Below are 15,014 nucleotides of genomic sequence, written 5' to 3' on the forward strand. Positions count from 1 at the left end.
CTTAAAGAGCAAACTATTCTTTATTTAAGTACGCCTTTAAATCTTTAGCAACTTTTTCAGGTAACCCTGCTTGATGCAGTTCTTCCACCGAAGCATTTGAAATTGCCGTAATCGATTTATATTTAACCATCAACATTTTACGTCTTTTAGGTCCAAGCCCCTCCACATTTTCTAGAATTGAGGCAAGAGAATTTTTCTGATGAGTCTTCTTGAAAAATGTTATGACAAATCGATGCACCTCTTCCTGCATTCGCTGTAAAAGGAAAAATGCTTCGCTCCTGCGATCAAGATGAATAATTTGATCGTCATCACCGATTCTAAAAATTAATTCACTAGTGTTATGTTTATCATCTTTTGCTAAACCGGCAATTGGAATATCTAGTCCTAATTGATTATCTAAAACATCCTTTGCTGCATTAATCTGTCCTTTGCCACCATCAACAATAATTAAATCTGGAAACTGCAGATTATCCCGTACAACTCTGCTATATCTACGATAAATTACTTCCCGCATCGATGAATAATCATCCGGTCCAATCACCGTTTTGATCTTGTATTTCCGATATTCTTTTTTCGCTGGCAGTCCCTCCACATAGACGACCATTGCCGATACAGGATCTGCACCCTGAATATTAGAATTATCAAAAATTTCAATTCGGTGCGGAGTTGGAATATTAAGCGCATCTCCCAACTCTTCGATTGCGCCGCTTGATTTTTGTTCCTTTTTCTCGCGTAGTTTAAACTTCTCAAATAATTCAATGCTGGCATTCTTTTCGGCCATTAACACTAAACCACGCTTTTTCCCCCGCTGAGGATTTGCAATTTTTACATTTTTATGTAAGACCATCTGAGCAGTATCTGCATCAATATCGGTTGGAAGCAAAATTTCTTTGGGAAATAAATGCTCCTTACCATCATAAAACTGAGAAAAGAATGTTAAGAAATCATCCTCTGGATCATTGTACGAAGGAAAAATAGAGACATCACGTTTAATAATTTTACCGGTTCTAACATAAAGAACCGAAACTCCAATCCATCCTTTATCGACTACATAGCCGAACACATCTCGATCCTGATCGTCTTCAATGCTGGTAATTTTCTGTTTGATCATGACTGAAGAGATTGCCCTTAATTGATCTCGCAATTCTTGAGCTCGTTCAAACTCTAAATTATCAGCTGCGGTCTCCATTTCCGACTTAATCCGATCTTGAATCTCGTGATATCCCCCGTTTAGAAAGCTTTTAATCTCACTGACCATTTTTTGATAAACCGCAGGGTCAATATTAAAAACACAAGGTGCTAGACATTGTCCCATATGATAATAAAGACAAACTTTATTAGGCAGTACTCGACATTTACGAAGCGGGTAAAGACGATCAAGCAGCTTTTTAGTTTCATTTGCTGCGTAAACATCAGGATACGGCCCAAAGTAAATTCCTTCTTTTTTATTAACCTGGCGAGTTATTAAAAGGCGAGGATATTTCTCTTTCGTGATTTCAATATAAGGATAAGTTTTATCATCTTTTAAGAGAATATTGTATTTAGGACGATGCTTTTTAATTAAGTTAATTTCTAAAAGAAGTGCTTCTTTATTTGAAGAAGTGACGATGTATTCAAAATCTGCAATGTCTGCAACTAGATTTTGAGTTTTTTTGTTATGGGCTCCTGTAAAATAGGATCGAACCCGATTTTTTAAATTTTTGGCCTTACCAACATAGATAATATGATGGTTTTCGTCATACATCTGATAACTGCCTGGAAGATCAGGCAACAATTCAAGCTTGTTTTTGATTATTTCTTTCATTACTCACTTATTGTAACAAAAAGCCACAACTATAAGCTGTGACTTTAATTATTATTTAGTATATTTATCAATAATTTGAGATAACTGTTCTTTGGAATGAAATCCAACGATCCGTTCCTTAATTTCGCCATCTTTTTTTAGAAGCAATGTCGGAATTGCTTGGATTCCCAACTCTTCGGGAGTTTTAGGATTTTGATCAATATCCATTTTTGTAAATTTAATGTCATCTCGTTCTGAGGCTAAATCATCAATAACTGGTGACTGCATCCTACAAGGTCCACACCACGTTGCCCAAAAATCAGTTAAAACTACCCCGCTTTGAGTTTCATTGTTAAAATCGTTATCTGTTATTTCTGTAACCATTAGAAGCCTCCTTGCTTACTAAAAGTAACTAAATTATAGCATAGATCTGCTAAAAAAGATTAAAATATTTTCCTAATCTCCATCTATTATAGTACGATAAGAATTAAAGAAATAACTATTTGTAATACAGCATTTTATAAATATGGTTATTAGACTAAATAGTATAATAAAGTGATATAAATAGAAAGCAGACCGGATAATTCCACATGGCAATAAAAATTTCTAATTCTCTAAAAGAATTAATTAAAGCAACCAATCTTGGCCTCAGCCGCGATCATCCATTAGCCGGCTGGAATATTTTGACCATTTTGTATCACGATGGAACTAGCAGCATTGAACCAATTACTATTGATTTTCTAATCAGAAAGTATAATAGTCAATACCTGGACTCAGATGACGACGAGACTCCGATCACTGATGGGATCATGAAACACGTTTTAGATGTGTTAACTGATCAAGCTAAATTAGTTGAAAGAATGTCGCGTAAAATCCGACAGCGAATGAAAAACGGAAATTATCACGTCAGTCATTCGGCAATTTATCGAATCACGAGCAGTGGCATCGAATACCTAAATATGATGCAAAAAGTTGTGGATGCTGAAAACACGATTACTTCAAATATCAATCAGATTAACGAGTATTGCCATTTAATCGATATTTTAACTGACCTTAATACCGATACTCAAACCACTAAACTCTATAACTATTTTGTTAGAATGCTAAATACCTATGATAGTGTCATGAAGGGAATGCACAAACTCGATGCCGATTTAGATGAAATTGCTAATGATCTAAACTTTAATCATGGCAGTGACGCTGCTAAACATCTGCAAGATATGTTAAATAAAAAAGCTATTCCATCTTTTCGCCAACTTTTAGATATTGCTCCTAAAATCCAAAGTCTTGCAAATTCCCCTAAGTTTAGTAACCGAGTTGCTCATAGCCAGCAGGGAACTGATGATTTAGATACAGCTCATGCAATTAATGATCAGCACGCAATGACCCAGCGTTTCCGTCAAACCCAATCCTATGTACAAAAACAGTTAACTCGAATTGCTAAAAGCCTAGATCCAAGTACTAGTGCAATTGATAGTAGTCTTGATTCTGTTTATTTATTATTTAATACAATTTTAAAAGCAATCGAATTATTAAGCCGTGAATATCAGCATATTAAAGGTCAAAGCATTGATCTTAAAGCTCTAACAGCTAAAATTGACCAACTTTTGATTGGTTATCAAAATCTAAAAATTGAAAGTTCGATTCCCATTCATCTACCGCAAGACCGTCTAATTGATGATCCCACCGATTTATTAGAAGCAGCGAGTATTGGGCCGGTACTATATCAAGCTAACAATAGAATCAAAAAAATTGCAACTGAAGCTGATAATCCTGCAAAAGCTAATGACCCAATCGATGATCTTACACCACAAAAAGCTTTTATGGAGTTTAAAGAATTGGTGATGAAAGGCCATGATCATGCTATTGTTGATCAAAATTTAGATTTTCAAACCAAAGTTGCACGTGACGAAGTAATCAGACTTTACAGTGCAACAAAATATGATCATTATGATAGTTTCTCACCGTTTGGACGACCAATTTATTCTGCTGAAATATTACCAGATACAGGACCAATTCGAATTCACTACACTAACGAAAAGTTCAGTGTCTATTTACCTCATGGATTTCAAATTAATTTTGAAGAGGGGGAAATGAAATGACCGAATTGAATTCATCTGAACGTTTAATTATCAATCAACTACTTAACCACGGTGTGTTTACAAGCAGTATTACACCTCAATCAACTCAAAATAATATTCGAGCAATTTCTGCTTTAAAGCGACCTTTGGTTCAACAAAGAATTAATAGATATCTTAAAGAATTGATCGGAGTAGTACCCGAAAATTATCAAGAAAATCTATTACTTCTAGTTGGCGGTGAAGTTCTTCCGTCAGAAACTGTTCATGTCCTTCTAGCTACCTTAAAAACTGTTATTAACTTACCAGAATTAAAAGATATCGATCACGATCGCGTTGTATCATGTCAAACAATTATCAGGCAAGTTCATAGTGAAGTAACTGAGTTGTCCGAACCTGAGATTTCTAGACAAATTACGGAAATTTTTGTAAACCGTTTTGAATTATTTAAACCTGATTTTCCTGAATCTAATTCAGAAGATGCAGTTGAAGAGTTGGATGAATACTGGGATGTCTCACCTGATTTCAACTACATTACAGAATGCCTTGTCGACTATCTATTAAGACCGAATGAAGAATTAAATTTAAATGATATTCAACGAGTTAACCGTGAACTTTTGACTAATCAATATCTTGATGCAAAACGTTCACCAGAATTATGGCAAATTTTGATATCTAATAAGGTCCTAATTTCAAATCAATGGTCTAAATTAAATCGTTTCGATCTTGAATGCGGCGAAGATTACGCTTTGTTATTAGATCGTGAGCGCCGAACTAGTTCTTCAAAACCATTTATTACCGCAATTTTAGTTGCTCAATCGCTAACGGGCGGAATTCCCGCTAATGAATTAAGCAGCCAGATTAATAAAATTGCTAAAAAGAACTTTCCACATCATAAAATTAGTAACAGCGAAGTAAAACATCTTTTGTTTGATAAATCTTTAGTGATTCAAAAGAACAATTTTATTACTTCGTCTCCTCTAATAGATCGATTCAAAGTTCAAGTATCTGCTTAACAAGGAAGGAACTTTTATGTCACAGCTAATTCCAACAAATTTCCATTTAAGAAATTTTAATAAATATGTAAAACTTGATTTACCTGCATCTGAAGCCGGAAATATTACCTTTATCGGCGAAAATGCCGTTGGTAAAACCACTTTAGCCAACTGTTTTTTTCCCATGCTGATCGATGGGGCAATTTCAACTCCTTCTTTTAATCCAGCAAAGGGTATCGATAAATTAAATCAAAACGGCAATCCTAGAAACAGCGCGCGCGATACTCGTAATTTTGAAAGTATTCTCTTAGGCTGGGGTGCTGGTGCAATGAAAGTCAGAACTGGCTACAGTTATTTAAATCTGCGTTCAGAACTAAGACAGATAATCATTGGACTAGGAGCAACTCGAGTTGTTGGTGACACCAAAAAGCCTACTTGGTGGTTCGTTGTTAACAGTTCTCAAACTGAACAAGAAATAAACCTAATCACTACTGATGATGAAGGAAAAGGTTTAAGTAAAGAAGCTTTTATAGCTGCTAATGATTCTTTAAGTGATCAGCTTCTCGTATTCGATCGAGCTGTAGACTACCGTGAATACGCGGCAACTAAAATCTACGGCTTTTCTGATGGGGAAACACTAGGAAAATTAGCTAATACCTACCGGTTATTAGCATCACCAATCCTAACTGCGGGTAATGCAAAATTTACTCCAATCCGAGAGTCGTTAAAAAATGCCCAGGAAGGAATTGATGATGATCTAATTATCAAAGTTGCTAACAGTCAGCGTGAAGTAAATCGAATGAATGGGATCTTAGAACATTTAAAGGCTGGACAAAAACGACTGCAAAAAATTAAAAACGAGATTTTTTGGCGTAATTTGAATCATTTAGATGAAATATTACTAAATCCCTATACTGAATATTTTAATGATTTTTCAAACGAACAAATTAAATTTGATCAGGCGCAAATTAAAATTGAAGAGTTAAATTCAAACTTGAATTCCACAAACTCTGAGCTAAAAACTATTGATTCACAATTAGATCAATTAAGATTTAAAAAGGCCGAACAAAAATCAATTGAGGAACTTAAACATCAGTATTCAGAACAAATCAAAATTCAAGAACAGCAATTATTAACTTATGATAATCAATCATCACAGTTGAACAAACTTCAAAAAGAAAAAGAAAGCTTAACTAAACAATTGTCTGATTTTGAATATACTGAAAAAGAAATTAAAAATGATCAGCTCGATTTAAAAGAAAAATTAAAATCTTTAAATCTTACAATGCTTAATAAATTATTAGATGAGTCAGATTTTTCAAAATTTGAATTGGGTGGTTATTTAAGACAATTAAAAGACAGTTTGCATCGATATCAAAGTTTAACATCTTCAATTTCTGGACTCAGTCAATCAATCGATGTCGTTAATGAAATCAAAGTTCAAATGGGAAATCAAATTGATGTTCGCCTTCAAGGCCCTTTAAGCGGCCGTGCTCACAACCATTTAAAACAAGATAACAGTGATATCCATGATGCAGGAGCTGCAAAAATTGCTCAGCAGCATTTAAACCTAAAACAAAAACAAGAACAAATATTATTTAATAATTCAGATTTAAAAGCAATTATAAAAGAACCTGAACTTTTAAATACATTAGAATCGATTGCTAAAAGTTTAAAAACTTCTTTAGAAAATTTATCTGTCACGCTTAATCAGGAAAAACAAGTTAAAAATTCGATAGATGCTAACCAACAACAAATTGAAGAATTAAAAGAACAAATTATACCTGATTTTAACGTCGAAGAAACGAAAAATAAAATAAATGAACTTAAAAATAATTTAACCGAATTAAAATTTGATCATGAATTAGACCAAAAGTTAGCTGAAACTTCATCATCTCACGAGACCTTGTTAGATCAGCAGCAAGTAATTATTCGACAAATTAATGATGAACGATCAGAGATGAATACTGCTAAATTGCAAATGAGCCGAGCAGAACAAAAGCTAAAGGTCTTAAATGCAATGATTGAACTGAACTTAAAAAATCTAAGACCATATTTTCCCACCGATCTAAAAATGGAAAATGTCGATGATATTTTAAGTTTTGTCAAAACTCATCGGGTTGAAGTCAAAAATAATAACTTTGCTGAATTGACTAGTAATATTAGTCATTTAATTCATCATAACAATCAAAACGGTATTGACCGAAATGCTTTAGATACTCTTTTTGAAGAACGGGGACACGGAGAAATTGCTAGTCAAATGCGTCAACAACGTTCTAAGACAGAAAATGATATTACCGTTGTAGCCTTTGACTTGAATCAAGCCTATAAATTTTTGAAAGAAGACGAAGCTGGCGTAATTAAAGCCTTGGAAACATTAAAAACTGGTAATGATGTTTCGCAAAAAGCTTTTGAAGCCGCAGCTATTAATCGAATTACTGAGCAGTACAATGTAATTGAAGAATATAATCAAATTCTATCTTTAGGAGTTGAAAATTCACAAAGTATTAAATTAAAAGTTCAACTGACGCCAGCAACTGTTTCTGAAGATGTTATTAAAGAGGCTTGTGATATAAATTTAACTGAACGACCTGCTTTAGAAGCTGAAATTAAGCGTCGATTAAAGCGTTTGGCTAATAACACTGAACTTGCCGATGATGACGATACATTTAACGAACAAGCTAAAGAACTATTAGACACCCGTCAATGGTCTAATTTTCAAATTTTTATCAAACGCCGGCAAAACAACGAAGATGAATACGAGGAAGTTGACGATAAATTTGTTCAATCTGGTGGATCTGGTGCCGAAAAGGCTCAAGCGATGGTACTACCTCTTTTGCTTGTGCCAAAAATGCTTCTTCAACAGGCTAATTTAAGCGATGCCCCTTACTTGGTAATGTTTGACGAATTTGCTGATAAACTTGATCCAGAAACTGCCAAATCTTTTGCTCAAACTATTTCTCACTTTGGATTTAGCTTCATTGCGACAATGCCAAACGGAGCTCAAAATAAAATTTTAGCTGACGGGGTTGAAAATATTGTTTACGAAATTACTGCGCCAAAAGAACAAAATGACGGGAAATACCACCAAAATTTTGTACATCCGGCTTTAATTTGGCATTAATAATTACTGCTTGGAAATTATTTTAAGGGAAAGGTATTCGATTCATAACAGATTTAAAGATTACAAAAATCAAAATCGATTTAAACAAAGCCAAAAATGGCTTTTTTATTTTCCTAAGTACAAAAAGAGGCTGTGACATAAGTCACAAAAATCGATCAGACGTGCAATTATAGTCTGAGTTTAAACAAAAACGCTGATGAAAAACGAGATCAAGAACGATTTCGATTTCATCAGCGTTATTTTGGTTTTGAGAGGCAGTTATGTCACAGCCTCTATTTAGGCTTCAGTTAATTTAAAACTATGCCAAGGTTTTAGATAGTCTAACAGAGGTAAATCACTTTCCGTAAGTCTTCCGATCACATTACGTCGACCATCATTTTGAAATTCGCAAAGTGCAATCTGTAATTCTCCTTTATAGCGGGCATATCGATCATTTACAACGATCACATCACCTCGCTTAAATTTATTTGATTGATCTAATGCTGGAATTGTCTGGTCCTTGTACTTGATTCGTGACATTGTTGAGCGCAAAAGATAATCTGAAGCATCACCGCGATATAACTGAAGTTCATCTAAAGCAATTTTACGTTCAGTATCACTAATCTCTGAATTGAAGTCAACTTGCAAAAAAGGTTCAGGTGCTGTAAAAGCCTCAGCAATCGCTTTTAATTCACTTTCTGTGGCATATGAATTGCCGATGATTACATCATCAACCATATTCGTTAAAACCAAGTGGTTAACTTGTGAAGTTACTGGACGATTCCGATCGCTTTCTAAAGTTGGTAAACCCTCACTGACTGGCCAAGGTCCCATTTCACCATGGTGAGAAGAAACAAAAGCTGCACTATGAATCCCAAATTGACGATATGGAGATGAATATTCATTAAAAATGTCCTCACCAAGTCCCGTGTAAGATTGAGGATAAAAATTATGGCATCCTAATAAATTATCAATTTTTGGTGCATAATCCATAATTTGTTCTAGATAATGGGTTCCACGACTCATATTAAGCTCAATCTTTAAATTATAAGGATTACGAGTCATTTGAGCTTCTTCTAACCCACTGAATCCTTCATCTAAACGTAAACCCCAAACTTTTAATTCATCAAAAAATTTGAGATCGTCATAACTAATATCTAACGATTTAAATAAAGCAGGATTAATATCAACAATAACCTTCATTCCCAATGAATTAGCATGATCAACAACTTTTTTGAACTTATCTAAAATATTTTCGCCGTTTTCGCCCTCTAACTGTAATAAAGAAGTAAAGACTCTTTTATAACCGTATTTGTGAGCTAAATCAAGATAATTACAGTCCGCCTCATAATTGGACTGTTCAGGATAAACAGAAATTCCTAACATTCGCATTTTTTCACCTCAAAATTTATATTTTTATTTAAAACTATCTGCCCATTTGCGAAAAAAAGAGCGTCAATAATCCATATCAACACTCAACAGTATAAAACCATTTATTTTTCAGCTAATCTTTTATATAAATCAACAATTTCGCCAGCCAAGTCACGAAAAGTGATTGCGTTCATGATATGATCTTGCCCATGAACCATTAGCAATGAAACTTGAACATGTTCACCACTAGCTTCTTTTGTTAACATTCCAGTCTGGGAATTATGTGCTTCTGCCAAAAATTTATCAGATTCCTTTAATTTAGCATCAGCTTCATCAAAATCTCCTTTTTTAGCAGCTTTTATTGCTTCAAAAGCAGATCCCTTTGCGTTTCCGCCATTCATAATTAAGCCCATTACGGCTTGTAAATTCTCGTCATTCTCGTCCATTAAATTAATCCTTTTATTTAATTAAATTTAAAGCTTGATCTAAAACTTTTTCGCCATTCATCATCCCGTAGTCCTGCATATTGATAACTTCAACGGGAATTGAAAGCTTTTTCTTAAAATCATCAAGCATGTATCTTACTTGAGGTCCCAACAATAAAACATCCGGATGTTCTGACTCAAATTTTGAATCAGCATCTGAACTTGCAGTTGCAAAAATTTTTACATCAACTCCTTTTGCCTCTGCTGCTTTTTGCATTTTACTAACTAATAAACTTGTTGACATCCCAGCTGCACACACCAGCATAATTGTTTTCTCGCTCATTTAAAAATTACTCCTTTTAATTTACAACTAATATTAATTTCTACCCTCTCCCAACTTTACCACAATTAACAACTGGTAGAATTCAATTTTTGGAAGTTTCTTGTCGATTATAATCTGATTCCATTTGTCGCTTCATTTTTTTAAATCGGCGTTTACGAAACCATCCAACCAAAAAACCCGAAACATGATTATTAGCATTAACTTTAGCTGAACTACCCTTAATTGTTTCTTCATAGGTTAAATTCATCGTTTCATTTTCTAATGATTCAATGTTATAGACAACATCGTAATCATTTCTTCCCGTATGCATATGATATGCGTACTTCTTGTTTGGTTGATAAGCCGTAATCGTCATTCTACTGACAACGCCATTACTGTTTTTTCTTTTAAATGTATAACCATTTAATTGATTGGGATTCAGCTTTTTCCCTGTCTGTTGTTCGATGTCATATAATGACGATTCAATAATTCGACGGAAAAAGTAATCCGCCGGAACTGCAATTTTTAAAATCAGCTTCACGATTTTTATAATCCTTTCGAGGATCCTTATTATCTTTTTTGTAGTTAAGCCTATCACTAATGATAAAGACAAACTGTAAAAATATTATTGAATATTGATGATTAAATGATCACCTAAATCCATTTTAAACACTTCTTCAGAAATATGCAATCGCTTTCCTTGTGGGCAATTTTATAACACAATCTGATTAATTAAAAAAAATTTCATTTGGTTTACCTTAATCTTTTTTGATCAAACATATGAAGCCTAACTTAATAAATATATACATGTATTTTACCGTTATTCATTTTATTATTCCTAAACAATAATAAAAAAAGACAGCATCTCTACTTTGGAGAGTTTGTCTTCAATCTAAAAAACATAAAAAAATGATTTTTCCACTTTATGTTCTTAATTTCTTAAAATATACTCAAAATAATTTTACTAGCAATTGGTTTTATAAACTTTTAATTTCATTTGCACATACCTTCAAACAATCTTCAGCCTGTTTTAAATATCCTAAACGATCAATCAAACCATGATCACATCCACCATATTCAATGATCGAAACTGGAATTGCATTAGTAATTAACTTACAAGCAAATATATCCATACAAATTCTAAAAAAATCATATTCACATTCGATTAAAACAATCCGTGGAAATTTTTTTATTTCTTCATCACTAGCAAAATTAATTGATACATGTGCATCCTTAATAAGCTTTTTATCAGTATTTAAGTAATAATCGACCATTGTAGAAGTACTGTTTTTAAAACGATCCAATCTAGATTTAACTAACCTTTGATCAGATTTAACAACTGGGTATAGAGAATAATCCCAATAAGCTTCATGATTATTGACAATATCTAAGTCACAAACTCCATACAATTCAATTACTAAAGAAATATTATCAGAGCCTAAATCTAAAACCACTCCATTTATGATACTAGCACCAGCACTATCACCCATTAAGATCAAATTATGACTAACTTTAAATTTTTGTCTATTTGTCTGGATAAAACCAACTGTTCGCTCAACGTCAATAATTTGTTTTGGATAAACATCTTCTGGAGCCAAATGATATTCTACGAATAAGACTTTATGTCCTGATTGTTCTGCTAAATATCGACATTGATTCCGATAATCTCTAATCGAACCAGCAGTAAAACCTCCACCATGCACAAATAAAATCAATTCAGAATTAATTTGAAAATCTAGCGGAGTAAAAAGATATCCTATTAATTTACCAGTTCCTGTATCAACCAACAAATTTTCTTCTTTGATTTGACTATTAGTCAAGTCAAAACTTTTTTTATCCATACGATTTCTCTGCCATAACAATTGATCAATATTATTTTGACGCCAAATATTTTTGGAATTTTTTTTGATAATCATTTCTCTTTGAGTTGGATCCAAAAAACCATTTACTTCTTTACCAGGAACAAATTTAAATTTTTTTGTCAAAATGACTTCTTTATTTCGACTTCCTTTAAAAACTTCTTTAATTAGTTTCGAGTTTATCATTTAGATCACCCTCTAACTGAAATGTTAATTTCATAATTGGATCACTAACTTTTTCATTCTGTCCTTTATGCCAAAAAGGATCAACTGAAAAAGGTTTTTTATCATTGTTTAATGCTATTAAAATTATAGTATCCTCAACATGATGTTTCTCAAAAACTGAACGATCAAATTTCATAATTTTTTGACCTTGAACAATTTGATCTCCCTTTTTAACAAAGTTTTCAAAGCCTTCACCGTTTAAATTAACTGAATCAATTCCAATATGAATGAGTAATTCTACATCATTATTAGATTTAATTCCCATTGCATGTTTTGTTTCAAAAGTAGTTATTACTTCACCATTAATTGGCGAAAAAATTTCTTCTGATTTTGGTTTTAAGCCAACAGTTGTACCTAAAGTATTTTTAGAAAAAGTAGGATCATTAATTTCTTTTTGATCAACTACCTCACCATTTACGGGTGATTTTATGACTTCACTTGATTTATCAGCAAAAGTACTATCATCAAAACCTAGCACAAAGACAGCGATAGAGGTTGCAATAATTGCAATTGCTGCTGTAGCAATAGCTAAATACAAGTTATGCATATCGTTTTTACCAACAAAAGATGGTAACGCCAAAAGTGTATAAGAACCAAAAACATATGATTTGAGCCCTGTTAATCCAGCAAAAAGGCCTGAAACTCCAGCTCCAAACATAAGTGCATATAAAGGCTTTTTCATTTTAAAACCAATCCCATAAATTGCCGGTTCAGAAATACCACCAAAAAGGCCAGAAATTGCCGCAGGTAAAGCTAATGTTTTTAATTTTGGTTGTTTAGTTTTTATAAACGTTGCTAAAGCCATCGCCCCTGCACTAATTGTGTTACAGAAAAACCAAACTAAAATAACTTTATCAAATCCATCTTGTTTAATTGAGCTTAACGCTAATGGGATTAAAGCCAAGTGCATACCAGTCATTGCAATAAAAGGACTGAAAACACATAACAAAGTTATAATCAACCAATTAACAGAAGTTGATGCTGTAATTAATTTTGCCAACAATTCTCCAATTAAATAACCTAAAGGCCCAGTTACAACGAACACGATAGGAACCATGATTAAAATTAAAATAAAAGGTTTTAAAAGGCTTGAAATAAGATTAGGAATAATTTTTTCTATCCATCGATCAAGATAAGACAAAATCCAAACACTTAAAATAATAGGAATAACACTTCCATTGTAATTTGCTAAAGTTACTGGTAATCCAAACAAATGTACTGGTGTTCCTTTACTAACCATACTGATCCAAGTTGGATGAAGCAACATTAGGGAAATAATCAGAGAAAGAACAATATCAGTATTGAGTCTTTTAGCTGTAGTATATGCCAAAACAATTGGCAAAAAATAAAAAATTGTATCTGAAACAAAATATAAGATGGCATAAGTTTGACTCTTATCACTTATAATACCGGTCATTGTGACTAAAATTAAAAGAACTTTTAAAAAGCCCGCAGCCGAAAGAGCTGGAATAATTGGAGCAAAACAACCTGAAATAAATTCCATAAAACTACCAAAAAGAGTTTTTAATGTTACTTTATTTTTTTTAGAATCAACAGGGGATGTAGGCCCCCGATTCCCACCCATTTTTGATTTAATAATATTTAATACTTCTGGAACTTGCTGTCCAATGACAACCTGAAATTGCTGATTAACTTTTTGAGCCGCAAAAACTCCATCTATTTTTTTTATTTTTTCTAGATCAAATTTACTATTATCTCTAAGATACATTCGTAATCTCGTAGCACAATGATCGATTGATGAAATATTTTCAGTGCCTCCAACATTTTCTAAAATTTTATCGGCAAGTTGATTTAAATCCATATTTTTACCCTTTCTACAAAAAAAGGCCAAAAGAAATAGATAGCAGTTCAAACTGCTTCTAGATCTTTTGGCCTTGCCAACTTAAATGTCACAATCCAAATAGATATTATGAAACTTTCATTTCTGATTTTACCACATTTTCGATATGAATGATTAAATAAATTTTATTATTATCGGTTAAATCAAAACCTTTTTCATCATGTAAAAAATTAATTACATGTTGAGCGACACAAGCTGATTCGGGATAAAGACTATTTATTACTTTTAAAAGTTCTTGACTTTTTAATTTCTCCGAAATTGAAACTTTAAATGAATCATCTTTACCCTTTAAAAGATTAATTAATAAAAATTTTAGATGAACAATTAAACGTTTGCTTGCGATAGTTCCGCTTACTTTAACGCCACCGTAATAACGAATAATTTTAATAATGGGGTTCAAAAGCGTAATTATATCGTATGATTTTGTGTTGTCTTCAAGTGAAGCTCCTATCAAATGAAAAGCAATAAATCCAGCCTCATCTATCGATAAATTGGTACCAAAGTACAAGTTTACTTGATCTACAATATCATTACCAATCGTATATTCATATGGATAAAATTGATTTATATCTTGAATTAATGTATTAGGTATATTCAAGCCATTTTTATTGCGATCAATGGCAGAAAACAAATGATCCGATAAAGATAATAATAAAGTATCTGTAAAATTAAAATCTTTTTCTTTACCAACTTTAATTAATATATCTCTTATTTCTTCGATAAAATCCATTGATAATTCAGAAAAATAATCTATATAATAGTTAAAATCTTTTTTGCTAGGAAAATAAGTTCTTTCAACAAGATTAGAATTAATTTGGTCCCCTTCTTTTATATTAAATCCGACGCCTTTACCTGTAATAATAGCATTAATGCCGTTAATTCTGGCTGTTACAGCATTATTGTTTAGTTTCTTAAGAACTTTCATTAATCATCTCCGCTCAATTAATTATTTTGAAACGTTTTCAAAAAATTTGCTTCAATTATAACAGTAT

At 32.6% G+C, this 15,014-nt stretch carries 12 protein-coding genes; 3 read left to right on the plus strand and 9 right to left on the minus strand.

Features of this window, described 5'->3' with window-relative positions; all coding sequences use genetic code 11:
- Positions 1-13: 13 nt before the first annotated feature.
- Positions 14-1,804, minus strand: a complete 1,791-nt coding sequence (uvrC, locus tag R8749_RS06255; RefSeq protein ID WP_317695029.1) for an excinuclease ABC subunit UvrC — start codon at positions 1,802-1,804, stop codon at positions 14-16.
- Between the two features lie 51 nt (positions 1,805-1,855).
- Positions 1,856-2,167: a thioredoxin gene (gene trxA / locus R8749_RS06260; RefSeq protein ID WP_317695031.1), complete on the minus strand. Its 312-nt coding sequence runs from the start codon at positions 2,165-2,167 to the stop codon at positions 1,856-1,858.
- A 206-nt stretch (positions 2,168-2,373) separates the two neighbouring features.
- On the opposite strand from trxA, the gene R8749_RS06265 reads away from it, so the two are divergent.
- Genes R8749_RS06265 through R8749_RS06275 form a run of 3 tightly spaced genes read left to right on the plus strand, consistent with a single transcriptional unit; the run spans position 2,374 to position 7,980 of the window.
- Positions 2,374-3,885: a hypothetical protein gene (locus R8749_RS06265; RefSeq protein WP_317695033.1), complete on the plus strand. Its 1,512-nt coding sequence runs from the start codon at positions 2,374-2,376 to the stop codon at positions 3,883-3,885.
- Positions 3,882-4,877, plus strand: a complete 996-nt coding sequence (locus R8749_RS06270; RefSeq protein ID WP_317695035.1) for a hypothetical protein — start codon at positions 3,882-3,884, stop codon at positions 4,875-4,877. Before R8749_RS06265 ends, R8749_RS06270 begins: the two co-directional genes overlap by 4 nt.
- Before the next feature lie 16 nt (positions 4,878-4,893).
- Positions 4,894-7,980, plus strand: coding sequence for an SbcC/MukB-like Walker B domain-containing protein (locus R8749_RS06275; RefSeq protein WP_317695037.1), 3,087 nt, complete (start codon positions 4,894-4,896; stop codon positions 7,978-7,980).
- A gap of 276 nt (positions 7,981-8,256) precedes the next feature.
- Here R8749_RS06275 and R8749_RS06280 read toward each other — a convergent pair whose 3' ends face one another.
- The 7 genes from R8749_RS06280 to R8749_RS06310 form a co-directional block, all read right to left on the minus strand.
- Entirely contained in the window at positions 8,257-9,351 is a 1,095-nt protein-coding gene (locus R8749_RS06280) for a DUF871 domain-containing protein (RefSeq protein WP_317695039.1), read from the minus strand.
- A gap of 101 nt (positions 9,352-9,452) precedes the next feature.
- Complete coding sequence (locus tag R8749_RS06285; protein ID WP_317695041.1) at positions 9,453-9,776, minus strand: PTS lactose/cellobiose transporter subunit IIA; 324 nt, start codon at positions 9,774-9,776, stop codon at positions 9,453-9,455.
- Between the two features lie 13 nt (positions 9,777-9,789).
- Positions 9,790-10,098 (minus strand): PTS sugar transporter subunit IIB, encoded by a 309-nt coding sequence (locus R8749_RS06290; protein WP_317695043.1) that lies wholly within the window; start codon positions 10,096-10,098, stop codon positions 9,790-9,792.
- 82 nt (positions 10,099-10,180) lie between these two features.
- Entirely contained in the window at positions 10,181-10,618 is a 438-nt protein-coding gene (locus R8749_RS06295) for a DUF3284 domain-containing protein (RefSeq protein WP_317695045.1), read from the minus strand.
- A 436-nt stretch (positions 10,619-11,054) separates the two neighbouring features.
- On the minus strand, positions 11,055-12,122 hold the full coding sequence (locus tag R8749_RS06300) for an alpha/beta hydrolase fold domain-containing protein (protein WP_317695047.1): 1,068 nt from the start codon (positions 12,120-12,122) through the stop codon (positions 11,055-11,057).
- Positions 12,100-13,983, minus strand: a complete 1,884-nt coding sequence (locus R8749_RS06305) for a glucose PTS transporter subunit IIA (RefSeq protein ID WP_317695049.1) — start codon at positions 13,981-13,983, stop codon at positions 12,100-12,102. Before R8749_RS06305 ends, R8749_RS06300 begins: the two co-directional genes overlap by 23 nt.
- 106 nt (positions 13,984-14,089) lie before the next feature.
- Complete coding sequence (locus R8749_RS06310; RefSeq protein WP_317695051.1) at positions 14,090-14,947, minus strand: PRD domain-containing protein; 858 nt, start codon at positions 14,945-14,947, stop codon at positions 14,090-14,092.
- Positions 14,948-15,014: the final 67 nt, after the last annotated feature.

Origin of the sequence: Xylocopilactobacillus apis (assembly GCF_033095965.1) — a bacterium.
GTDB lineage: Bacteria > Bacillota > Bacilli > Lactobacillales > Lactobacillaceae > Xylocopilactobacillus > Xylocopilactobacillus apis.

Coding starts and splice junctions, on each gene's coding strand:
- R8749_RS06275 (WP_317695037.1), top strand. CDS start 4,894: ATGTCACAGCTAATTCCAACAAATTTCCATTTAAGAAATTTTAATAAA.
- R8749_RS06290 (WP_317695043.1), bottom strand. CDS start 10,098: ATGAGCGAGAAAACAATTATGCTGGTGTGTGCAGCTGGGATGTCAACA.
- R8749_RS06280 (WP_317695039.1), bottom strand. CDS start 9,351: ATGCGAATGTTAGGAATTTCTGTTTATCCTGAACAGTCCAATTATGAG.
- R8749_RS06270 (WP_317695035.1), top strand. CDS start 3,882: ATGACCGAATTGAATTCATCTGAACGTTTAATTATCAATCAACTACTT.
- uvrC (WP_317695029.1), bottom strand. CDS start 1,804: ATGAAAGAAATAATCAAAAACAAGCTTGAATTGTTGCCTGATCTTCCA.
- trxA (WP_317695031.1), bottom strand. CDS start 2,167: ATGGTTACAGAAATAACAGATAACGATTTTAACAATGAAACTCAAAGC.
- R8749_RS06310 (WP_317695051.1), bottom strand. CDS start 14,947: ATGAAAGTTCTTAAGAAACTAAACAATAATGCTGTAACAGCCAGAATT.
- R8749_RS06285 (WP_317695041.1), bottom strand. CDS start 9,776: ATGGACGAGAATGACGAGAATTTACAAGCCGTAATGGGCTTAATTATG.
- R8749_RS06300 (WP_317695047.1), bottom strand. CDS start 12,122: ATGATAAACTCGAAACTAATTAAAGAAGTTTTTAAAGGAAGTCGAAAT.
- R8749_RS06265 (WP_317695033.1), top strand. CDS start 2,374: ATGGCAATAAAAATTTCTAATTCTCTAAAAGAATTAATTAAAGCAACC.
- R8749_RS06305 (WP_317695049.1), bottom strand. CDS start 13,983: ATGGATTTAAATCAACTTGCCGATAAAATTTTAGAAAATGTTGGAGGC.